The sequence below is a fragment of the Porphyromonas sp. COT-108 OH2963 genome (genome assembly GCF_000768895.1).
GTDB lineage: Bacteria > Bacteroidota > Bacteroidia > Bacteroidales > Porphyromonadaceae > Porphyromonas_A > Porphyromonas_A canoris.
On the sequence record NZ_JRAP01000002.1, the window covers coordinates 198,339 to 221,432 of the forward strand.

General features: G+C 42.4%; 21 protein-coding genes. 17 read left to right on the plus strand and 4 right to left on the minus strand.

Going from position 1 to position 23,094, the window contains the following annotated elements; genetic code table 11:
• Nucleotides 1-496: 496 nt before the first annotated feature.
• The 4 genes from HQ39_RS00830 to meaB are packed head-to-tail and all read left to right on the plus strand — an operon-like array spanning nucleotide 497 to nucleotide 4,076.
• Nucleotides 497-1,081 carry a DUF5063 domain-containing protein gene (locus tag HQ39_RS00830; protein WP_081965342.1) on the plus strand — a complete coding sequence of 195 codons (585 nt, stop codon included), beginning with the start codon at nucleotides 497-499 and terminating at the stop codon, nucleotides 1,079-1,081.
• Nucleotides 1,074-1,748: a 3'-5' exonuclease gene (locus HQ39_RS00835; protein ID WP_036849158.1), complete on the plus strand. Its 675-nt coding sequence runs from the start codon at nucleotides 1,074-1,076 to the stop codon at nucleotides 1,746-1,748. The genes HQ39_RS00830 and HQ39_RS00835 overlap by 8 nt, the downstream gene beginning before the upstream one ends.
• Before the next feature lie 11 nt (nucleotides 1,749-1,759).
• Complete coding sequence (locus HQ39_RS00840) at nucleotides 1,760-2,956, plus strand: class I SAM-dependent rRNA methyltransferase (protein ID WP_036863021.1); 1,197 nt, start codon at nucleotides 1,760-1,762, stop codon at nucleotides 2,954-2,956.
• Nucleotides 2,957-2,987: 31 nt separating this feature from the next.
• Nucleotides 2,988-4,076 carry a methylmalonyl Co-A mutase-associated GTPase MeaB gene (gene meaB / locus HQ39_RS00845; protein ID WP_036862754.1) on the plus strand — a complete coding sequence of 363 codons (1,089 nt, stop codon included), beginning with the start codon at nucleotides 2,988-2,990 and terminating at the stop codon, nucleotides 4,074-4,076.
• A 41-nt stretch (nucleotides 4,077-4,117) separates the two neighbouring features.
• On the opposite strand, the gene HQ39_RS00850 is transcribed toward meaB, so the two are convergent.
• From HQ39_RS00850 to HQ39_RS00860, 3 genes are all read right to left on the minus strand, one after another.
• The gene (locus HQ39_RS00850) at nucleotides 4,118-5,593 is read right to left on the minus strand and encodes an AMP-binding protein (protein WP_235317627.1); all 1,476 of its coding nucleotides are present in this window, start codon (nucleotides 5,591-5,593) and stop codon (nucleotides 4,118-4,120) included.
• A gap of 62 nt (nucleotides 5,594-5,655) precedes the next feature.
• Entirely contained in the window at nucleotides 5,656-6,519 is an 864-nt protein-coding gene (locus HQ39_RS00855) for an SDR family NAD(P)-dependent oxidoreductase (RefSeq protein ID WP_052079289.1), read from the minus strand.
• 160 nt (nucleotides 6,520-6,679) lie between these two features.
• Nucleotides 6,680-7,183, minus strand: a complete 504-nt coding sequence (locus HQ39_RS00860; protein ID WP_036862755.1) for a hypothetical protein — start codon at nucleotides 7,181-7,183, stop codon at nucleotides 6,680-6,682.
• Between the two features lie 302 nt (nucleotides 7,184-7,485).
• Between HQ39_RS00860 and HQ39_RS00865 the strand changes: the two genes are divergently transcribed.
• From HQ39_RS00865 to HQ39_RS00880, 4 genes are all read left to right on the plus strand, one after another.
• On the plus strand, nucleotides 7,486-9,549 hold the full coding sequence (locus HQ39_RS00865; RefSeq protein WP_036862759.1) for a family 20 glycosylhydrolase: 2,064 nt from the start codon (nucleotides 7,486-7,488) through the stop codon (nucleotides 9,547-9,549).
• 77 nt (nucleotides 9,550-9,626) lie between these two features.
• Entirely contained in the window at nucleotides 9,627-11,207 is a 1,581-nt protein-coding gene (locus HQ39_RS00870) for a fimbria major subunit (protein ID WP_036862768.1), read from the plus strand.
• 220 nt (nucleotides 11,208-11,427) lie between these two features.
• The gene (gene dapB / locus HQ39_RS00875; RefSeq protein ID WP_036792220.1) at nucleotides 11,428-12,195 is read left to right on the plus strand and encodes a 4-hydroxy-tetrahydrodipicolinate reductase; all 768 of its coding nucleotides are present in this window, start codon (nucleotides 11,428-11,430) and stop codon (nucleotides 12,193-12,195) included.
• The gene (locus HQ39_RS00880) at nucleotides 12,185-13,456 is read left to right on the plus strand and encodes a Gfo/Idh/MocA family protein (RefSeq protein ID WP_052079291.1); all 1,272 of its coding nucleotides are present in this window, start codon (nucleotides 12,185-12,187) and stop codon (nucleotides 13,454-13,456) included. The genes dapB and HQ39_RS00880 overlap by 11 nt, the downstream gene beginning before the upstream one ends.
• 76 nt (nucleotides 13,457-13,532) lie before the next feature.
• Here HQ39_RS00880 and HQ39_RS00885 read toward each other — a convergent pair whose 3' ends face one another.
• Complete coding sequence (locus HQ39_RS00885; protein ID WP_036862771.1) at nucleotides 13,533-14,063, minus strand: hypothetical protein; 531 nt, start codon at nucleotides 14,061-14,063, stop codon at nucleotides 13,533-13,535.
• A gap of 592 nt (nucleotides 14,064-14,655) precedes the next feature.
• On the opposite strand from HQ39_RS00885, the gene pyrH reads away from it, so the two are divergent.
• From pyrH to HQ39_RS00930, 9 genes are read left to right on the plus strand one after another with little or no spacing between them, the layout of a single operon-like run.
• On the plus strand, nucleotides 14,656-15,369 hold the full coding sequence (pyrH, locus tag HQ39_RS00890) for a UMP kinase (RefSeq protein WP_036848912.1): 714 nt from the start codon (nucleotides 14,656-14,658) through the stop codon (nucleotides 15,367-15,369).
• Nucleotides 15,370-15,415: 46 nt separating this feature from the next.
• Nucleotides 15,416-15,976: a ribosome recycling factor gene (gene frr / locus HQ39_RS00895; protein WP_036792226.1), complete on the plus strand. Its 561-nt coding sequence runs from the start codon at nucleotides 15,416-15,418 to the stop codon at nucleotides 15,974-15,976.
• Between the two features lie 42 nt (nucleotides 15,977-16,018).
• The gene (gene rsgA, locus HQ39_RS00900; protein WP_036862777.1) at nucleotides 16,019-16,996 is read left to right on the plus strand and encodes a ribosome small subunit-dependent GTPase A; all 978 of its coding nucleotides are present in this window, start codon (nucleotides 16,019-16,021) and stop codon (nucleotides 16,994-16,996) included.
• Between the two features lie 43 nt (nucleotides 16,997-17,039).
• Entirely contained in the window at nucleotides 17,040-17,708 is a 669-nt protein-coding gene (locus HQ39_RS00905) for a rhomboid family intramembrane serine protease (RefSeq protein WP_036862779.1), read from the plus strand.
• Between the two features lie 8 nt (nucleotides 17,709-17,716).
• The gene (locus tag HQ39_RS00910; protein WP_036862782.1) at nucleotides 17,717-18,400 is read left to right on the plus strand and encodes a rhomboid family intramembrane serine protease; all 684 of its coding nucleotides are present in this window, start codon (nucleotides 17,717-17,719) and stop codon (nucleotides 18,398-18,400) included.
• Nucleotides 18,397-19,524, plus strand: a complete 1,128-nt coding sequence (locus HQ39_RS00915; RefSeq protein WP_052079292.1) for an endonuclease/exonuclease/phosphatase family protein — start codon at nucleotides 18,397-18,399, stop codon at nucleotides 19,522-19,524. The genes HQ39_RS00910 and HQ39_RS00915 overlap by 4 nt, the downstream gene beginning before the upstream one ends.
• Before the next feature lie 54 nt (nucleotides 19,525-19,578).
• Entirely contained in the window at nucleotides 19,579-20,451 is an 873-nt protein-coding gene (locus HQ39_RS00920) for a phosphatidate cytidylyltransferase (RefSeq protein WP_036862786.1), read from the plus strand.
• Nucleotides 20,452-20,499: 48 nt separating this feature from the next.
• Nucleotides 20,500-22,581: a TonB-dependent receptor plug domain-containing protein gene (locus HQ39_RS00925; RefSeq protein WP_036862789.1), complete on the plus strand. Its 2,082-nt coding sequence runs from the start codon at nucleotides 20,500-20,502 to the stop codon at nucleotides 22,579-22,581.
• Nucleotides 22,578-23,090, plus strand: a complete 513-nt coding sequence (locus HQ39_RS00930) for a bifunctional adenosylcobinamide kinase/adenosylcobinamide-phosphate guanylyltransferase (RefSeq protein ID WP_036792869.1) — start codon at nucleotides 22,578-22,580, stop codon at nucleotides 23,088-23,090. The genes HQ39_RS00925 and HQ39_RS00930 overlap by 4 nt, the downstream gene beginning before the upstream one ends.
• Nucleotides 23,091-23,094: the final 4 nt, after the last annotated feature.

The window sequence follows — 23,094 nt, forward strand, 5'->3', positions numbered from 1 at the left end:
CTTTAGAAACTTTCCCGAAATGCTCAAGTAAGATTGAGCATAGTCGGTAAACTGCAAGTATTACCTCTTTTAAGGGGAGTGCTTGCAGTTTTTTATTTCCTGAAGAGATCCACAAACCATTGCTCTGTGCTATTTAGGCGCGAGAGAAATGAGTATTAAGCCGTACACTTTCTTTGATAAACCTATTCAAAAGATTGGTCGAATAGGGCAAAGAGTTGCCATCGGGCTTTGACTGCTCCCTTTCAAGCTTTGGTTCGTATATCTCAAGGTTCGATTTCCACAAATCAGCCCTTGATATTGAAATATAAAAGGCATTAAAGCTCTTTTTTGAAAGGATTAAAAGAAGATTTAATCATGTATAGACGATTATTGTAGCGTGATCAAGATTGTACCATACTGTTTTCTTCCACTCTCCATATTTATTCAATCAAAGGACAAAGTTTGTCATCAAGTATCGTTACCTTTGTATTTGGAAGTATAAACCAGCAATCGTAAGATGAGTATAAAAGTATCATCAGACACTGATCAGGGCAGCTCTATGCCTACAAGCCTGCTTCTCGAAAGCAGTCAAGGCTGTATAGGAGCCATCTATGCCGTTCTTCGGCAAGAGTCTTCGTCCGGAAATCGTGAAGCAAAGCTTCGAGGTTTGCAGGGGCATCTGTTGGCTCTCTACTCTGCGGCTCTATCTACTCCTGTTTCAGACTATGAGGAGTATCAGTATGAAGAGTCGGAGCGCGAGTATATAGTAACCGAAGAGCAGTATAATGCCGTACAAGACAGTATCGCTGAACTGATGGGAGAGTACGATACCATAATAGACGGCTCCATAGATGTGGCTCAGCCGGAGTATGAATCCAAGGCTTTTACGGTTTCGGAACTGGTGGCAGATGTTTTTCAGGAGATAGTGGACTTTGTCTGGAACTATCGGATAGATGTTCAGACCGATGAAATAAAAGGGATGCTGATCTATGACTACCTGCAAGGATTCACTCACACGTGGGGAAAGAAGGTATTGATCATTGCTCGTGCCATTCATGATGCTATTGAGATGGAGATAGAAGGGGATGGAGAGTATGAATAGCATCCGGAAGACAAATATCACGGAGGAAGAGCTGCAAGAAGTAGAGATAGAACAGCTGTCTGAACCTGTTGTGGTAATAGACGAAACCACTTCGGATACACAGCTGCAAAAGATAGTGGAAGAGATCCGGCATGCCGATGTCATCGGGATGGATACGGAGACAAAGCCGGCATTTAAGCGTGGGGTACATCACAAGGTGAGTCTTCTGCAAGTGGCTATTCCGGGAAAAGTTTATCTTTTCCGTCTGCCCCGAATACTGGATAGTGAAGAGAAGAGAGACTATCTCTCTTTTCTATGGTCGGAAGCACCGGTGAAGGTGGGTGTGGGCATTGGAGACGATACCAAAGCTCTGCTGTCCGACTATAAGATGGAAACTCATAACTTTTGTGAGCTTCGACATCTCTCTTCGGCTGCCGGAATAGAAGTCTTGGCACTTTCAAAAATATATGCCGTGCTGTTCAACAGAAGGCTTTCAAAGGCGCAACGCCTGACCAACTGGGAAGCCCCCGTTCTTTCGGCACCTCAATGCACTTACGCGGCATTGGATGCCGTGGCAGGGCTCAAGATATATGTTGCGCTGAGAGAGTATATGAAAGAGGAGTTTTTGGCTTCCACCGTAGTTAAACCAAAGAGGAGAGTCATAAAAAGACGAAGAAGAAAAGTGTAATGGAAAAAGGTATATATCCTATCATAACTCTGAAAAAAGGGAAAAACGAATCGCTCCAAAGACGTCACCCGTGGGTGTTCTCCGGAGCAATACAACACAGTTCTCAACCACTGGAAGAGGGAGAACTCGTGGACGTGTATAGTGCCGACGGCTCTTTTCTTGCTCGTGGATATTGCGAGATAGGCTCCATAGCTGTTCGGGTTTTAACTTTCAAAGAGGAGGTTATAGATAGTGCTTTCCTAAAGCGAAGATTGGAGTCTGCTTTGGATCTTAGAAAAAAGATCGGGCTTATACGTTCCGATAATACCATATACCGGCTTGTGCATGGGGAGGGAGACTTTCTTCCCGGATTGATAGTAGATGTATATGGCTCTGTTGCGGTTATTCAAGCGCATACTATCGGTATGCACTTGCTAAGGGAGTCTGTAAGGGATGTCCTCCTGCAAGCTCCTTTTTCGGAGATTATCAAGAGTGTCTATTACAAGTCGGATACTACATTGCCATTCAAAGCCGAAGTAGATTTTACAAGTGGTCTTATCGGCGGAGAGAAGTTTGCAGATAACTATGCTTTAGAGAACGGCATCAAGATATATCCGGATATCCTTAGAGGGCAGAAGACAGGCTTTTTCGTGGATCAGAGAGAAAATAGAACACTTCTCGAACACTACTCTAAGGGGGCATCCGTACTGAATATGTTCTGCTATTCGGGAGGCTTCTCCATCTACGCTTTGCGTGGAGGAGCCAAGAGGGTAGTATCGGTGGACAGCAGCGCCAAAGCCATAGAGATGATGCAGCGAAACATAGACGAGAACAAGAGTGTATGGAGTAAGGATGCCACTCATGAGGCTTATGTGGAAGATGCGTTCCGCTATTTGGACAGAATAGAACCGGGAGAGTTTGATGTGGTAGTACTTGATCCTCCTGCTTTTGCCAAGCATCGTAAAGTGTTGCATAATGCTCTTCAGGGGTATCGCAAGCTGAATGTGGCAGCGATGTCCAAGATGAACTCCGGAAGTATTTTGTTTACGTTCAGCTGTTCACAGGCTGTCTCTCCCGAACAGTTCAGACAAGCTGTTTTCACTGCTGCGCTTCAGGCAGGAAAGCAAGTGCGGATACTTCATCAGCTAACACAGCCGATGGATCATCCGGTAAGTATCTATCATCCCGAAGGAGAATACCTGAAAGGACTTGTGCTCTATATCGACTAATGCGTTTTAATATTTAATACCGTTATCACAGATGTTTCACCCGGAGAACGACGAGAAGTATAAAGGTCTGAAAGTAAATAAGGGAGTAGAAAATGCTCCCATAGTCAGCCCATATCTTAAAAAGAGAAAGATACGTACATACACGGCTGCGGAGTATGTGGAAGGCATTCTAAAAGGAAATATGACAATGCTTTCTCAGGCGGTAACACTCGTGGAAAGCTCGCTGGAGAGCAACCAAGTGATAGCCCAAGAGGTGATCGAGAAGTGTCTTCCTCATGCCGGGAAGAGCATACGTCTCGGTATAACGGGCGTTCCCGGTGCAGGTAAAAGTACGAGTATAGATGCTTTCGGGATGCATGTTATCCGTAAGGGACATAAGCTTGCAGTGTTGGCAATAGACCCCAGTAGTGAACGTTCTAAAGGCAGTATCTTGGGAGATAAGACACGAATGGAGGATCTTTCAAAGGAAGATAATGCTTTTATACGTCCTTCTCCCTCGGCAGGATCTTTGGGAGGTGTTGCCAGAAAAACGCGTGAAACCATTGTCCTCTGCGAGGCTGCAGGTTTTGATACCATTTTTGTTGAAACCGTAGGTGTGGGTCAGAGTGAAACGGCTGTGCACTCTATGGTCGATTTTTTCCTGCTTATTCAGCTTGCCGGAACGGGAGACGAGTTGCAAGGGATCAAGAGAGGTATCATGGAGATGGCGGATGGCATTGTCATCAACAAAGCAGACGGAGATAATATAGATAAAGCCAAGCTTGCAGCATCTCACTATCGCAATGCGCTGCACTTGTTCCCCCCTGCAGAAAGCGGTTGGTTTCCCAGAGTCTTGACCTATTCGGGCTATTACGCTTTGGGTATAGATGAAGTGTGGCAGATGATTGAGAACTATGTCGCTTTCGTAAAAGAGAATGGCTACTTCGAGAAGAAGCGTAACCAGCAGTCCAAATATTGGATGTACGAAAGCATACATGAAGAACTTTTGAGAAACTTCTATCACAATAAAACGATAGAAACACTTCTTCCTCTTGTAGAGAACGATGTGTTGGAGAATAGAAAAAGCTCATTTGTTGCCAGCGCAGAGCTATTAGAGACCTATTTTGGTAAGAAGAGATAGAAGCCGGGAGAGGACAAAAGAAAGTGTGAAACAGACTCTTTTTATTTCCTCTCTTGATTTACGACTTCCTTTAGCTCATTCTGATTGGCAACTCTTTTCCCTGTTGCCAAAAGAGAGAGCTTGCCAATATTTATCTTTCTCGGCATCTCTGCGCGGGAAAGTCTTGGACGAAGCCACACCTTAAGCTCCTCTTCCAAAATTTCCGACCCTTTCACCGGCTCTATGTCTGCTACCAAGAATGTAACGCCATCGGTAGTCGACTCGGAATAAACTTTGGTTGAGAGGACATTCGGATGCTCTACAATGACTCTTTCTACAACTTCCGGATAGACATTTTCTCCACCACAAACCACCATCTGATCCTGACGTCCTTCGTGAAAGTAATACCCATCCGGAGTTTTGCGAGCCCTATCACCTGTGTTTTGCCATCGGTTTCTTCGCTCCTGCATAGCCCATGAGGAGGAGACCCAAAGCTCTCCTATTCCTTCGGAAGAGGTATTTCTTATTTCACATTTTACTCCTTTTATGGGCTTTCCAAGAGTAGTTTTACTATTTGCATCCAGATCTTCCGGTGTAGCCAATAGGAAAAAACCTGCTTCGGAAGTGCCATATAGATTGAAGATAATAGGGGATACCGCCGCATGTACGTGGGAGATCAGTTTGCGATCCAGCCTGTCTCCACCACAGATGATCGCTTTCAGGGATTTAAGATGTTGCTCTGCTTGCGGACATTGTATCATTCGAGAAAGCATAAGTGGAACTAAGGGCATTACCTCTATTCCATATTTTTCTATGCCACGAACTGCTTCTTCCGGATCGAATCTGCGAGTCAGCCAAACTCTTTTGCCCATCACCAGTGATACTATGAGCGTGGCTAACCCAAAGCCGTGATAGAGAGGAAGGGCAATGTAGGTAGATTCGTAGTTTTGAATACCGACTTGACGGAATAGAGCCAATAGGGGAGGAAGAAAATTGGTAGCCGAAGGCTTTCGAGATACTTCCTTGTATTTCCCGCTTGATCCTCCTGTCAGAATAGAGAATGCACCACCTCTCCCAATGCGTGGCAGGGCAATAGAGGAAGTTTTATTATGAACGGAAGATAGCAGAGAGTCTATGGCTTCGGTTGTAATCCAAGTAAAAGGCAATGGTGTGGGTGGAAGCGCTCTCTCCCGAAGCTCTTCATCTATGATAAGAAGAGAAAACCTCCTCTTGGTGGTTAAGATTTCTTCTACTTTGGAAGCATTCAGATCTGTATTCAGAAGATGAATATCTGCCCCTATACGAGACAATGCGGGCAGAAGCATGACAGCTATATGATGATTTCTTACCAGGACTGCAATCTGATCTCCTCTTTTTACTTTATAACATTGAATAAGGAGTTGGGCTAATTTAAGGGAGTCTTCGTACAACTCTTTGTAGCTTTTCTCCTCATTTTGCCCATAGATCAAAGCCGATTTGCTCGGATAAAGTTTAGCAGAAAAATGGAGTAGAGCCATGAGAGATAAGCCTTCTTTCATAAAGGATTTTATCCAATAGAAGATTCCTTTAGGAGAGATAAAATTTTGATTATAGAGGGCTTTTATAATCGAGTAGCGGTATTGAGACATCTTTTTTTCTTGAAATAATATTTATAACCAATGGTTACAAGAGGAGAGAAAGCTTGAGCGAGAGGAGCGGACAACCTTGCCCACCAAGGGATATATCTGTTTCGTCTGCCAATGGCAAGCCTTAGAAGTATTCGGGCTGCCGCTTCCGGTTGATAACCGGGAAGATTTCTGTAATCAAGATTAGGTGCAGACATCTCGGTGTGTACCAAAGGAATGTAAGCAATGCGAACTTTTACTCCTTCTGTAAATAACTCTGTCGATGCCGTGCGAAACCAGATATCTGCCGCTCCTTTTGAGGAATGATAGGCAGACCATTCGGGTGCAAAAGGGTAGAGGAGACTTACAGCAGAGGTTGATATGATGGTACCATGAGATTGTTTGAGAGCAGGAAGAAGCGCAAGGGATAGATGTACTGCTGCGGTATAATTCAGTGAGATGGTTCGGTCAAAGTCATGTGCACGTGAAATGGAGTCTGATATTTTACGCTTGATGGATTTTCCCGCATTACTGAAAAAGAAGTGAACATTGGGAAGTAAGCCCGGAAGCTCTTCGCAAAGAAGGGAGAGTTGTTCTTGATTGCGCAAGTCCAATGCCCGATAGATAGCTGAACAACCATTGGATGATGCCTTTCTGCAAAGTTCTTGAAGTCTGTCTTCAGATCGGGCAATGAGCAGCAGATTTGCTTTTGATGCGATGAGCTCTTCTGCCAAACAAGCCCCTATGCCACGAGATGCACCGGTAACAACAACCCATTTGCCTTTGAAATATCGTTCTCGTTCTTTCTCAGAAAGAGAACAAATGGAAGGATAAAGCAAAGGAGCCAAATATCGTAACATAAAAGAGAGCTTTCTGTGAGTTTGTCCCAAAGATACAAAGAGAAAAATAAACCCCTCACAATTGGTATCCGAAGATACTATTGTGAGGGGTTTAGATATCCATAACGACTTACTTGTCGTACTTTAGTCTTTTTAAGACCATGCATACTCTTTCGATGAACTATAATCCTGAGTAGGTTTTCCACGCATCTTCATTGGAGAAGACCTCTTCTATTATCCCTGAAGCAGATACAAGAAACGTCTTTGTCTGTCCTTTTCTTACTTCAAAGTCTCGAGCAAGAGTACGGTAATCATTCAAACGGAGGTATTTGTTGGAGCTGCTTTGAGGGTCTATGCCATCCAAAGCCAAACATTGCTCCATATCCCGAAGCGAGCCATCAATACAGATAGAAATAAAATTTACATCTGAACCTTTGCAACGCTCGTTAAGTAACGCATTTGTCAGTCTGGATTTTGCATCTTCAATACTCCAAAAGTGTACTATTGAAGAGTCTTCATCACCCACAGACACCGGTACTATTTCTCCCTCCACTTTGATCCTTTGCAACATATCTCCCGGATTATAACCATAAATGGCGCGCTCTCCTTTACCGACAGAAGCAGTAAGTAGCACTGAGAGTAAAATCAGAAAAACTGTTGCCAAGGCAAAAGTTTTAGAATTCATACAATAAGTTTAAGTTCACACTGGCTCTCCGGTAGCAGACATATCTTTAGAACGTCCGAAACGAAGAGGTACCCGATTTTCGGATACTTTTAAGCTATTCCGCTGAATAGCCGAAAAGCAAAGGTATGAAAAATATTTTTTCTTGCCAAAACTCTTATTTTAAGGCACTTTCTAAGGGACATTCTTTACCGAAATGATATTTCAGAAGTTTATGACAGTATTCTTGGGTAGAGAGAAACAGAAATCTCTCGAAATATTACAGCCATATTTTTATCTTTACCATTCGATAATACTCACAAGGAATGCGCACGATTTTTAGACTTTTCAGCCCCTCTCTTATTGCTTTGCTTGCAATATGTATATCTACGAATGTTTACGCCTCTGTTCATCATCATCTATTGCCCAAGCCACAGAGCTATAAGGAACACAAAGGATTTTTTACTGCTCAAAAAGTCAAACTGATATCTTCTTCTCAAGATATTCCTATTGGAACTTGGTTATCGAGAGTGGGCTTAAAAACAGATACCAACTCTCCTCATTTCATACAGCTTTCTGTCGTGGACAGTTTACCATCTCAGGTAACTCAAAACGAGGAAGAGGCTTATCGGTTATGCATATCAGAGCAGTCCATAACTCTTTCTGCTCTGACCGAAACGGGACTTTATAGAGGATTGCAAACGCTTGCCCAGCTATGGGAACAGTATCCTTACAGACTTCCAGCTTGTGAAATTATAGATTGGCCGGCTTGGAGGATCAGAGGATTCATGCACGATGTCGGAAGGACTTACATTCCCATGTCCGAACTTAAAAAGCAAATACAACTGCTTTCATACTTTAAGGTTAATGTCTTTCATTGGCATCTGACGGAGAATCAAGCTTGGAGATTAGAGAGTAAGATTTATTCTCAGCTGAATGCTCCGGAACATACCACTCGTATGCCGGGTAAATACTATACATTGGAAGAGGCTAAAGAATTGGTCGAATGGTGTAAACAACATCATATGTTACTTATTCCTGAAATAGATATGCCCGGACACAGTGCTGCTTTTGAACGTGCCATGGGATATGGTATGCAAATAGAACAAGGTAAGACTGCTCTTAAAAGATTGCTTGCTGAAGCAATAGAGGTGATGGATGTGCCTTATATACATATAGGAACAGATGAAGTAGAGTTTACAGATCCGGGTTTTGTGCCTGAAATGGTTGCGTACGTCCGTTCTTTGGGGCGGAAAGTTATCTCATGGAATCCCGGCTGGAACTATGAACCAACGGAGATAGATATGACACATCTGTGGAGTTATAGAGGTAAAGCCCAGTCCGGTATTCCCGCAATAGATAGTCGACTTCACTATATAAACCATTACGATCTTTTTGCAGATATAAGGGCATTATACAGCAGTACTATTTACAATAGCCACAATGGCTCTTCGGATCTGGCAGGAACGATACTGGCGGTATGGAATGATAGATATATTTCCGATATTCCTACCTTAATGGCTGAGAATAATTTCTATCCGACAATGTTGGCTATGGCGGAACGTGCGTGGTTCGGAGGCGGATATGGATATTTCGACAAGAGTACAAATCTATTTTCAGACAGATTTAGTGATGCCTATAAGGAGTTTGCCGACTTTGAGAGAAGACTTCTTTGGCACAAAGAGCGTACTCTATCATCAGAGTTAATTCCCTATGTTCGGCAGAGCCAAGCATCTTGGGTTATTGTCGATGCTTTTGAAAATGGTGGAGATTTGGAAAAAGTCTTTCCTCCTGAAGAGATCTACCTTTCAGATAGAACCTCCACTTATCCACCTAAGCAGCTACCTTACTATATATTTGAGGGGAAAAGGAGAGATAGCCATCAATTCTTTGGATCGGGTTTCTATCTAAGGCATGTTTGGGGTAATGTTATTTGTCCCAATGTTTATGATAATCCTAAAGAGTATCACACCGCTTATGCAATGACTTGGGTACATTCTCCGAAGAAACAAACTGTTGGTTTGCTGTTCGAGACACAGAATTATAGCCGTAGCGAAAGCGATTTACCTCCTCCTAAAGGAAAGTGGGATTACAGAGGGAGTAAGATTTGGATAAATAAGAAAGAGATCCCGGCTCCCGAATGGTCTGCGACACATAATAAAAGAGATAATGAGATCTTGTTGGGAAATGAGAATATTCCCTCTCGAAAACCTATTCATGTAGAACTGAATAAGGGTTGGAATCATGTGCTGATAAAGCTTCCTGTCGGAGCATTTCGTTCTCTGGAAATACGTTTGGTGAAATGGATGTTCACGGCAAGCTTTGTCGATATCACAGGTAAACAGGCTGCAAACCTCCGTTATCACCATTTCAATACGATAAAGAAGTGAATTATGAGTGAAAATTTGTTTATGAGACCGCCTTTATTTACCTTTGACCTCCAAATTAACGTAAAAACAAAGAATTTATGAGGAAAAGCCACATTTCAGCATTAGTGTTTGCACTTGCTCTGTTCTCTTCCGGTTGTAAGGAAGAGCCATTCAGACTTCCTAATAATGGTAAAGAAACTCCACAAGAGAAACTGATGGAGCTACATTTGACCTCTTCTACAAGATACAATGAGATGGTTTTTAGAGGAGAAGAGGAGGGGAGCAACAAACTTTTAGAGATTAAGAAGCATCTTTCGCAGGATATTCAAAGTGTTTATTTTCTTTTTTTTGCACCTTCCGGTAAAGAGTATATCCTTAAACAGCAGATATACTATCCTGTATTCAGAAGCAAAGAAGGTATAGTTTCGGATGCTTTTGAATCTTTGACTTTAACAGAAACAGGAGTCGATATAAAATTCAATCCGATCAAGATTAAGCAAAACAATTATAAGCTGATTGTTTTGTTTAACCCTTATAAGACTCTTATAGACAAGCTTGAACTTAATAAAACCAACATAAAGATATTTGATAGTCCGGTATCAATCTATGACAAAGACTCTAAAGACGACTTTTTCATCCAAAACACATACATCTGTAAAGATGGAGCGGTAACCATAAAACCCACTCCGGACACTCATGATTCAAACTCCGATACATCTCAGCATTATCAGCTATTCGAGATGACTCCCGTCAGCTCTTATTATACTCTCTCATTTGATAACATGGTCGTGGAAGGAGGACGTATCGGTGAAGAGATAAAGATCTATCCGGATGTTGTGAACAAGAGCATTGTTCCATTTCCCTCCTACTCCAAGATGATCATAAGAACCGGTGTGGAAAGCGATTTTTCCATTCCTAAGGATGGAAATTTTGGCAGCATCAAGAATTTTGATCAGGTTAATGCTCAGTTTTTTCGCATTGAAGACTCTAAGCTCTCCCAGACTAATATCGGAAGGACAATAAACATAAACTCTCCTTCCGATACTCCGTTTTATGGAATGATTCCCGAAAACACTATCCAGGGACCTGAATTTTTAGCAACCAACTGCTCGCGCTTAATTGTCTCTGTTACCTATGCTCCGGAGACAATAGAGTTAGGTTCGAGTTGGGCAACATATAAAGGACGAACATTTGACGACAATAGTTTCAAGGCTCTTATCACAAAGGTTACTACTGCAAAGATAGATCAGCTGGATGCTTACGAGCAGGCATTCAAAAAAGACTATGAAGAAGGCAAAAAATACTTGGAAAACTTTATCAGGCAAGCTGCAGAAAGTCAGCGTGAGAAAGACAGAGCCCGTTACATATTATCGGGAATGAACTCTCATACCAACTCTTATCATATCAGAGGTATATCTTACCATCATGGCGGCATCTGTTTTTATGCCATACCATTGGTTCATAAAGAGATTTTAGACTCATCCTCATCCAAGATTTTCAAACTTTACTCTTCGGTAAGAAACCACTTATACCATATCTCCGTTAGCAAGATAAGAAAGCCGGGGAAGGCAATGATTTCTCAACTTCCGATGGACGAAGAGCTAAAAGAAGAGAAGACGTCAGGTTTTGGTTCGGGATATAATTATCCTGAAGAGGTCAGTATGAACGTTGAGTTATAATTTTTCACATAAAGAAATAAGAGATTCTTTAGATCCGAGTGGAGAGAAAAAGTTTAGGGGTTTTGGTTATCGCCGAAGCTCCTAAACTTTTTTCGGGAGACTATATCAGTTTGCAGTTTTTTTATTTTAAGCTTCATATCTGTTCCGTTAAGCTTTTGTTGCTTTCGGTGGGATGAAATAATAAGTATATTTGTGAGCGAAAAATATATACGAAGACAGCATGAAAATAGCTCTTATAGGATATGGAAAGATGGGTAAAACCATCAAAGAGATAGCGGAAAGGAGAGGGCATAAAATAGTATCGGTGATAGACGAGGAGAATGTATGGGAGTTGGAAGACCGTTCATCCTCTTTTTTCACTGCGGATGTTGCCATAGAGTTTAGCACCCCTTCGTCTGCTCCGGGGCATTTGGAGGCGTGTTTCAGAGCAGGAATACCTGTTGTCTGCGGTACTACAGGCTGGCTTTCCGAGTGGGATAATGTGATCCGCACGATGGAGAAGGAGAATGGTACACTATTTTATAGCTCCAACTTCAGTATCGGTGTCTATATCTTCGGAAAGATAAATGAGCTGCTTGCCACTTATATGAATCTTCTTCCCCAGTATGGTGTTATTATAGATGAGACACATCATACCGAGAAGAAAGATGCTCCAAGCGGTACGGCTCTGACGCTTGCCAATCAGATTCTCGACAAGATAGATCGGAAGTTGGCTATATTTACCACTACGGATGGTTCGCTTGCTCCTGTGGATGAGGGTATTACCATTCGTGCGCATCGCAAAGATAATGTACCGGGCACGCATACAATATCTTACTCTTCAAAGATAGACGACATCACGATAGAGCATAAAGCTCACGGGCGAGAAGGATTTGCCACCGGAGCGATCATGGCAGCAGAATATATTCCGGGACGGAAGGGTCTGTTCTCCATAGATGCCCTGATGGAGGATTTGCTCAAGAGTAGCGAGAAAAGAGATGAACCATAATCATCTTCTTTCCTTTAGAGCCGAACCTATTCCGGTTGTACGCATCGGTATAGTTGGTTTAGGTGTAAGAGGTAGCAAGGCTTTGGATAGACTTGTAGAGATTCCCGGTATCAGAATAGTGGCTCTTGCAGATTTGGACGAGTCGGTCGTACGGAAAGCATCGGAGCTTTTACCTTATCGTGAGGTCTCTTGCTATACCGGAGAGTGTGCTGCGACTTCTTGTGTTGCGGACTCTTGTGTGGATTTGCTCTACATCACAACCACATGGGAGAGTCATGCAGAGATAGCAACGGAAGGAATGATGCACGGAAAGCATGTCGCGATAGAGGTGCCGGCAGCCATCTCCATGGCTCAGATATGGCAACTTGTAGAGACCGCCGAGCAGACCCGGAGGCATTGCTTCATGTTGGAAAACAGTGTGTACGACCGCTTCGAGCTATCCATGCTTCACATGGCACAGTGTGGCATCTTCGGGGAAATCGTTCACGCAAAGGGAGGATATGTACACAATCTTCATAGCCAATGGCTGCAACACAGAGAAGATTGGAGATTGGCGCATAATATTGCAAGGCGAGGAGATCTCTATCCAACCCATGGAGTGGCTCCTCTCTGCCTTGCCATGAACATACACAGAGGAGATCGTCTTTCACGATTAGTCGCTATGGAAGCCGTCCCGAAGCATACTCCTCGTGTGTTGGGCGATCATTATGGCGAAGATTTCAGCAGCTTTGCAAATGGAGATCACACTCAGACCATCATACAGACAGAGAAAGGATGCACGCTCTATATCGAACACGATGTTGCCTCATACAGACCTTACTCTCGCTCTTTGCAGATTGTCGGCACGGACGGATTCGCTCAAAAATACCCTTATCCCGTACTCTCGCTGAAGCCTGAATATTGTAACGGCATCTCTTATAACAGCGTAGTTCATCCGGATCTTCCGGACTATCTGCCACACGAACAGACGGAGCAGCTGTTGCAGAAATACAGCCATCCGATCCTTACACCGGATATTCTTGACGGCATAAAGCATTTGGAGGGACATGCTCCTATGAGCGGCATTATGGACAGACGGCTTATATACTGTCTGCAGAAAGGTTTACCTCTTGACATGGATGTCTATGACATGGCAGAGTGGTGCTCTATCATTCCGCTTTCGGAAGAGTCTCTTCGTCTCGGATCAGTTCCGATAGAGATCCCGGACTTCACTCGAGGGGCATGGGATATACTGGAAAAAGTAGATTGGCATATATCTTAAACAGAAAAGGATTCGTACAGCGTGGTAGTTTTACCACATCCGTACGAATCCTTTTTTCTTTCGGACAGAGAGGTTGTTATCCTTTCACGATCTTGATAGGACGAGAAACCTGTTTGCCGTTGAGATAAAAACTCCTCTTTACCTTTATATCATTCTTTTTCCTGTGCGCTTTCTGGTTGATGGTTATTACATCTTCCGGCCAGCCGTTCCCCCAGTTCAGCACCAACTTTTCCGATTCAAACGTACTGTCGCCTGCCAATTCTCCAAAATATAAAACCTTACGTCCATTTTTGTTTGTCCCAATAAGCAGCCCATGAAATGTAGGCATATAGGTTCGGAAAACATCAGGAGTCGGTCGGTCTATTCTTTCTCCCATCTTAAAAGTCTTTCCTAAAAATGTGGCGGTAACATCTTGAGAGAGCAGGTTGCCCGGAGTATTGGCATCCAAAAGATCTCTTCCCTCCTTATCTGCCACTTCTATTTCTATGTTGAGAGGATAGAAATCAAAGATGATATCGGGGTCTTCTCCCTTACAAGAGCTTATCAGAAAAGAGCCTGCAAGCAGTAGCAGGCAAAGATGAAATAGTGTAGAAAAACTGTGTTTCATCGGATTGCGCTTTTAGTTTGATGGCACAAATGTAAAGAAAAAACGAATAACGGAGAGATCTTTTATGGAATGTATTTGAGATTTTGAACGTATATAATAGATCCGGTATTCGGTATTAAATCTTTTGCCAAACGTTATAAAATCTCGAAATCAGGCTTTGAGTTGTGGAAGTCAAGCCTTGACTTTTGAAAATCCAATCTTGAAAGAGAGCGAGCAAGCCTTGATTTGAATTTCCGATTGCGTTCAGAACAAACTCTAAATACGGTAAATATCTTTTCTAATCAGGTTCAGACTCTTTTGGAGGCAGCTTAGGAAATGAACATTTCTCTGTCTTTAAGATGTATATGGGGCAGATGGGTTAAAGAATAGATGTTTTTCCAAAATGTTCTATCTCTGAATCACTTCCGTTACAAGCATGAAAACAGCATCATGATGCAAAATCCAGAGCGTGTAGAAATAGGGTATAAACCATTTTGGATGCGGAGTATTAAACTAAATTCTTTATCTTTGAGGGATAGAGAAGGTGGCTTTTGTGCTTCCTTCTGCCGAATAACAGAAATACGAATAATATTATACCTAGCAGAGATTGGAAATGAAGAGAGTCTTATTGAAACTCAGTGGCGAAAGTCTCATGGGGACACGGTCCTATGGCATAGACCCTTCCCGACTAAATTCATACGCACAAGAGATAAAACGCTCTCGTGATTTGGGTATTCAGATTGCAATAGTAATAGGAGGAGGAAACATCTTTAGAGGTCTATCCGGAGCCACTCAGTCCGGTTTCGATAGAGTAAAAGGAGATCAGATGGGGATGTTAGCCACGTGTATCAATAGCTTGGCTCTAAGCTCTGCACTGACGGCAAACGGAGTGGATAATGTGGTCTATACCGCCATCCGAATGGAACCAATAGGGGAGTTTTACGATAAATGGAAAGCAATAGCAGCCCTTCAAGCCGGTAGGGTGGTCATCTGTGCGGCAGGTACCGGAAATCCTTTCTTTACCACAGATACCGGTTCGTCTCTCCGAGCGATAGAGTTGGAAGCGGATGCCATGCTTAAAGGAACGAGAGTGGATGGCATATACGACAAAGACCCGGAAAAGTATCCGGATGCTATTCGTTTCGATCGGATATCCTACTCGGATGTTATAGCCAAAGATCTGAAGGTAATGGACGTAACGGCTACGGCAATGTGTATGCAGAACAAGATGCCTATCGTGGTATTCGATATGGATACACCTGGAAATCTGTTCAAGCTTCTCTCCGGAGAAAATATCGGTACACGTGTCTATATAGATAAGGAGTAACAACAATAGAGAGTAAACAATCATCAAAAAACAAGTATAATAATTTATGGAAGATATTAAAGTAGTTATAGAGCACGCAGAAACTCTAATGAATGATGCCATTTCATTTTTAGATGAGCAGTTGGCACGTATTCGCGCAGGTAAGGCAAATGTGAAAATTCTTGACGGTATCATGGTGATGTACTATGGCAACATGACACCTTTAGCCAATGTTTCGTCTCTTACTACTCCGGATGCCAAGACTATTCTTATCACTCCGTGGGAGAAGTCTATTATTAAGGACATAGAAAAGGCAATCATAGATTCGGATCTTGGAATCACTCCGGAAAATAACGGAGAGCTTATCCGCATCGGCATTCCTCCTCTTACAGAAGAGAGACGTAAGCAGCTCGCCAAGCAGAGTAAGCATGAAGCGGAAACTGCTAAAGTGAGTGTGCGAAATGCCAGAAGAGATGCAATAGACCAGCTTAAAAAGATGGTGAAGAACGGTCTTGCCGAAGACATGGGTAAGGATGCAGAAGCAAAAGTGCAGAAGATCCACGATAAGTTTGTACAAAAGATAGACGAGCTCTACGCAGCTAAAGAGAAGGAGATACTTACTATTTAAGAGAAGAGAAAAAGCTCTGCTCCTTTGTTTTGTGGATAGTAGATGACATCGCTACAGACAGGAATTGTTATAGGAAATCCGGGTAATGAGTACACTGTTCGCAGTGAGGGAAAAGATTATCCGTGCAGACTGAAAGGACGCTTCAAGATAAAGGGGATAAGGACAACCAATCCTATTGCCATCGGTGATAGGGTGCGGTTTTCCATTCCCGAAGGTTATGGAGAGTCTTCAAGTGGTAAGGCGGATCTTTGTTGCTTTATTACTGAGATACTGCCCCGGAAAAACTATATCATCCGTCGGAGCATCAACCTTTCCAAAGAGGCACATATAATAGGAGCCAATCTGGATAGGGCATTGCTCATCGTTACGATAAACTATCCGGAAACACCGCTTACATTCATAGACCGATTTTTGGCAACAGCCGAGGCTTATGGTGTGGAAGCTGCTTTGGTTTTCAATAAGATAGACCTTTACAGCGATGAGGAGCAACAGATGCTCGGACAGCTCTGTAAAATGTACGAGGAGATAGGGTACAGGTGCTTCTCCGTCTCTGCTATCGAGAATAAGGGAATGGAGACCCTTCGACAGTATGTAAGCAGAGGCGTAACGCTCCTGTCCGGTCAGTCCGGAGTGGGGAAAAGCTCCATCATAAATGCTCTTGTGCCTACCGCTTCCTTACGGACAGCGTCTATCTCTTCCACTCACCTTGCCGGTGTACATACGACAACCTATTCTACCATGATAGATTTGCCGGGTGAGCCGGACTCTTTCTTGATAGATACGCCGGGAATAAAGGGGTTCGGAACGTTGGATTTTGACCCTAAAGAAGTGGGACATTTCTTTCCGGAAATCTTCCAAATGTCGAAGTCTTGCCGCTTTTCCAACTGTACGCACACTCACGAGCCCGGATGTGCCGTAAATGTAGCTGTGGAAGAGGGGCATATTTCAGAGTCGAGATTCAGAAGCTATCTGAGTATCTTGGAAGATAAAGACGAAGCCAAGTACAGAGAAGCCTACTGAGCTTCTCGGTTATTATAAAAATCTATATCATCATAAATGCATAATGAACCCTTTAAGTCATTTCCCTCCCGTTACAAAAAACCTTGTGATCATAAATGCTTTGGCTTGGGTTTCCATGTTCGTCCTTTCAAGGCTGGGCTGGGATCTCACTTATCTGCTTGGTTTACACTACTTCCCAACAGAGAGTTTTAAGCTATGGCAACCTTTTACCTATATGTTCATGCACGATGCATCAGGGTTTTCTCATATATTCTTTAATATGTTTGCCTTAGTGATGTTCGGACCAAGTCTGGAGAGAATATGGGGTGGAAAGAAGTTTTTATTCTTTTACCTCTTTACAGGGATTGGTGCCGGCATCGTGCAACAGATCGTTTGGTATCTTACTCTTACAGGATACTCGGAGTATAGTATCTTCCTTGCTTCCGGTTATTTAGACCAGTTTATAACCGTGGGAGCAAGTGGTGCCATATTCGGAATACTGCTTGCCTTTGGAATGACCTTCCCCAATGTTCCCATGTATATCATGTTCATACCCATACCTATCAAGGCAAAATATATGATGATAGGATATGGACTTATAGAACTGTTTGCCGGTATCCATCCGGGAGCAGGGGATAATGTCGCTCACTTTGCACACTTGGGAGGGATGTTGTTTGGTCTCATCTTTATACTTATTTGGCGTAGAAAACACGGGAAAGAGGTTTATTACTAACAGTAGACGTGGTTAATATCAGACAACAACGAGGACCTCTGCCACTCTCTTGGTGGTGTGCCGGTATGTGTACACTGTCTGTACTCTTTTGGTTGCTTCCTATTTCCGGGGATCTTCTGTTTACTCCTGTGCTCACATCGGTGGCAGATTCACCATGGACCTTGCTGTCGTATCCCTTTTTTCACAAGACCTTCTTGCATTTGGGCAGTAATATCTTGTTGTTTACCGGGGTTATACTTTTTTCTCTCTTTGGAGATAAGAAGGTTTACATCTTTCGTCCTGTTTTATATACTATTTTTGCATTTCTGTTCCCTCTCTTTCTTTTCACTGCTACTACTATTTTAGTCCCTCAATGGATGGGGTCTCTTAGTGGCGCATCCGGCTTGGCTTTGTTTGCTTTCGGCAGTGTGCTGGGGTGTTATAAGAGGCTTCCTTTTTACCTGTTTGCATTTCTTGGTATCGCAACTATTCTCGGACTGCTTTTGCTAGGGAATAGTGCCGGACATATTGTCCATCTGGGGGCACTTATATTGGGGATTGTTTTTGGAAAGAAAAAAATTTTTCTCTACTCTGTGACAAAAGGAGAAGCAGATAGAACGGATATGAAAAAACAGATACATGAGTCTGGATATACTTCTCTGTCCGGATCTCAAAGAAAACAACTCATTCGGAAAGGTGTCATAAAGAGATGAAGCGTCGCTATAAAATATTTAAGCATCTTACTCTCACTATTGAGGGCGTTGTTAATGCTCTGTTTATTCTGGCATTTGCAATAGCTCTTCTTGCTCCTTATATCTCTCCGAAGATTACCGTACTGCCTGCTTTTTTCAATCTTTCGTATCCGGTATGGTTCTTTCTTCTGCTACTCTTTTTCTTGTTTTACTTATTGAGAAGACGCTGGCTCTTGTTTGGCATATACTCTGTCTTGCTCCTTTTTGCCATACCATACAGTTTGGCATATTGCCCGGTAAGATTCGGAACAAACAAAGCTCCTCAAGATGCAGAAGTGATAAAGGTGATGACCTACAATGTGAAGAGCTTTAAGGGAAAGTCCAAGAATGGGGAGACCGCCATTAAGTTCATCAATAATTCGGATGCAGATATTGTCTGTTTGCAGGAAGCCATATTTAACTCAAACTTAGAGAAGAATACGGCTCTTCTGAAAAAGAGTTTTGGCAAGGAGTATCCTTATATTCATGAACATGTGGACTATGAATCTCACTCTCAGGGATTGGTTTTGCTGAGCAAGTATCCGATAATAAAACAGATCCCGATCCGTTACCCGGCAGATGGTAACAGCTCTTGCTCCTATATGTTGAAGCATCGTGATGGCGAGAAGATTATGGTGGTCAATAACCACATGGAGTCTTATCGTCTTACACAACGGGACAAGCAGACGATTAAAGGGTGGATAAAGAAAGAACCGCTCTTGAATATCCCTCGTATCTACTCCGGATTGAGAGAAAAGTTGGGACCTAAACTTGAAACGCGAGCATTTGCAGCAGGCGTGGTAAAACAGACAGTAGATTCGCTCTCCTTATTGTATGCTCCGGCGTACTCCTTTGTCTGTGGAGATATGAACGATACTCCGATGTCTTACACCTATAAAACAATGCGATCCGATATGAGAGATGCATACAAGGATGCCGGTTCGGGATTTGGGTTTACTTACAATGAGAGGTTCTTTTGGTTCCGTATAGATCACATTTTTTATAGTGGAAACCTTAAGGCCTATCTCTCAAAAGTGGAGAACAAAGAAGGTGTAAGTGATCATAATCCTCTTATTGCAGAGTTTTATGTCATCCCTATAGATTAAAATATTATAGTTAAATTTGTTTTCAGATACCCTATTAAGGTATTCTGCTTGATTATGATAAAGTCCAATTTCGTACAGCGTACCATTTATGGTTCTATATATGTAGTTCTGATACTCGGAGCTATTTTTTCAAACTCTCCATACTTAACGGGGGCACTATTGGCAGCTATGGGTTCTTTGGGGACCTTTGAGTTCCAGTCCATTGTCTCCATAAACAGGGATCGTTTGTTCCTGAAAATATGGCATTCGCTAATGGGACTTTTGCTCTTTTTTATCGTTACGACAAGTGGAGTAGAGCCTTTGGATCAGAAGGAGAAAATAATATTCTCTCTTCCTTACACGGCTTATGTGTTTTTCTACATATTGGCAGAATTATTCCGAAACAGAAAGAGTCCGATAAGAGAAGTGGCTTACGCTTTTGCTGCACATGCTTATTGTATAATTCCTCTAGCGGTAGTGCATAGATTGTGTGTGGATAGCACTCTGATATTACCCGAGAATATCCCGACTTGGATGAGTCATACTTTCTGGCTATTGCCGATGTTTGTATTCATTTGGATAAATGATACAGGAGCGTTTCTGGTAGGAAGTCTGATGGGGAAAACAAAGTTATTTGAACGTATCTCTCCAAAGAAAACGTGGGAAGGGTTTATGGGCGGTGTCCTTTTTACTCTTTTGTTTTCTATTGGTTTCTACTTCTTGTTCCCGGAAGTACTTTCCTTTTTGCAATGGCTTCTTCTTGCTCTTTTGGTGTCCATACTTGCAACGTTGGGAGATCTGTTTGAATCCCTGCTTAAAAGGACATACAATGTCAAGGATAGTGGCAGTATAATGCCCGGACATGGAGGAATATTGGATCGGATAGATTCTCTTATAATGGTTTCTGTTCCGGTCTTTATATTTGTCTGCATTGTCTCTATGCTATAAGACACACAAACACTAATAAAGAAGTTAAACATTTACATTACATCAAACATGAAAAAGTTATTACTTACATGCTCTCTTGTTGCTCTTGCAACATTGGGATATGCTCAAGAATCTAAGAAAGATCCATTACAAATAGGAGACGTAGTGGTTACTTCTACAAAGACTAACATTCCTCTAAAGAATATCCCTCAAAGAGTAGAGATTATAACACAGGAACAGTTAGCCTCTACGGTGGCAAAAGATCTGGGCGAATTGCTATCTAGATTTACTAATGTGGATATGATTAAATATCCCGGAGCAAGTTCGAGTATAGGTATGAGAGGTTTTTCACCAACTGCCCATGCAAGAGCCTATACTTTAATTATGATAGATGGTCTGCCTTCAGGAACAACAAATGTCTCTACCGTTCCGGTTTCTCTCATCGAACGAGTGGAAGTCATAAGGGGACCTTATGCTGTGCTTTATGGTACAGATGCTATGGGAGGTATAATAAATGTCATAACCAAAAAGGCTATGCCTACATCAGAACTTGGTTTAGGCGTTAGCTATGGTAGCTTCAAGCATCATACTATTGATGCACACTATGCAGCAAAATACGATAAACTTGGAGTTGTATTAGGTGTACAGAGTGATGCTCAGAAGGATGATTATAAGATAGGAGATAAGCACATGCTTTCTTTGACAGCCGGACAAAAAGCTACTGTCAATAAAGATTCTTATAACAAGCCGTATCCCCACACCAAGATAGATCACTTGCAGTTGATGGGTAAGTTGAGTTATGACTTTGCGGAAGACCTTAAAGCCGGAATCACCGGAATGTTTTACAATGCGGATGGCATAGATAGTCCGGGAGCTTATCCTGCAACTTATCCTTCTCTCAAGCAGGCAAAGAGATCCAACGTACAAGGAAATGTTGAATGGAGATTGGGATCTCACAATCTTTCTATATCTCCATACTTTGCAGTAGAGAATTCAGGATTTTACGAAAAACTGGAAGGAAAAGATAACTTCCTGAACTTCCGTGATGATATCAAGAGTTACGGACTTAAATTATCGGACAACCTGACTATTTCCGATTGGAATGTTCTGTTCGGAGTAGATTATGACATGTATAAGTATAGCTCTGAACGTCAAGAGGCAGCGGGTAAACCTGTTGCTCCATATAAGCCGGACAACTCCTCTCTACGTATTAGCGGATATGGGCAAGTAACATACACGAATGAAGGACTAACATTCAATTTAGGTGCGAGAGCTAATGGTTTACGTTCTACAACCTATGCCAACAAACTTCTTGCAAATGAAAAGAAGGATGACAACCACTTCTATGCCAATCCTTCTGCGGGCATAAAGTATGTTATGGATAATGGTCTCAATTTCCATGGCTCTTACGGAAATGCTTTCTATGTACCGGACCCTCTTTACACAAGTGGTTTTTACGAAATAAAAACTCCATGGGGAAATTACAAGTATGTAGGCAATCCAAATCTTAAACCTGAAACTTCTCATACATTTGAAGGTGGTTTTGGTTATGGAAACAGCTTTATCAATATAGACTTGAATTACTTCTACACGCTTTATAACGGAAAGATCATAAAGGATACCTCTCGTCCTGAAAACTTCTATATCAATGCGAAAGCCGGGGAAATGCAAGGATTGGAAGCATTGGCTTCTATAGATTTTGGAAAATTGATGAGTCCTTCTCTCAATCTTGAGCTTTATGCAAAAGGAACTTATCTATTCAAAAACAGAGTAAAGGAGGCTGATGTTTGGAAAGCTGCCTTATATGTTGCAAACACAAACCTTAATGCCGGAATCTATTTCAAGTACAGATTCTTGTCTGCACGTCTTAATACAAGATACGGAGGCTCAAGATACGAGCAATCTTTCGCTAAACATGCTGCGGAAGCATTTATCGAAAAGGATGGTTATGTTGCGAAAGACAAAGTGATAGAAACACCTCCACATCTTGTTACAGACCTTTCTTTAAGAGCGGACTTTAACAGAATGATTGGGTTGCAGTTCCAAGTGAACAACCTTTTCAATGAAAACTACGCATTCAAAGACCAATACTATATGCCGGGAAGGAATTTCCTTGCAACCCTTAGGGTTGGTTTGGAATGGAAGAGATGATGCGTAAGATCATCTATATATCAGGTGGACAAAGATCGGGAAAGAGTAGCTTCGCTCAACGGACAGCGGAGCTACTCTCTCCGTATCCTGTCTATCTTGCCACGGCACATGTTTGGGACGATGACTTCAGAGAGCGTATCCGAAGACATCAGCAGGATAGAGGACCGCATTGGACGAATATAGAGGAGGAGATAGAGATTAGCAAGCACGATCTTTCCGGGAAAGTAGTGTTGCTCGACTGTGTTACATTGTGGCTCACAAACATCTATCATGCCAATGGATATGCTCTCCAAAGCTCTCTTGAACAAGCCAAAGAAGAGTGGAATAAGTTTATAGAACAGCAGTTTACCCTCATTGTTGTAAGCAATGAAATAGGGATGGGGCTACACGCTCCTGACCAATCTTCCAGACATTTTACCGATTTGCAGGGATGGATTAACCAGTATATCGCCGGTTTGGCAGACGAAGCATATTGTATGATATCGGGCATACCGTTAAGACTAAAGTAAGAGA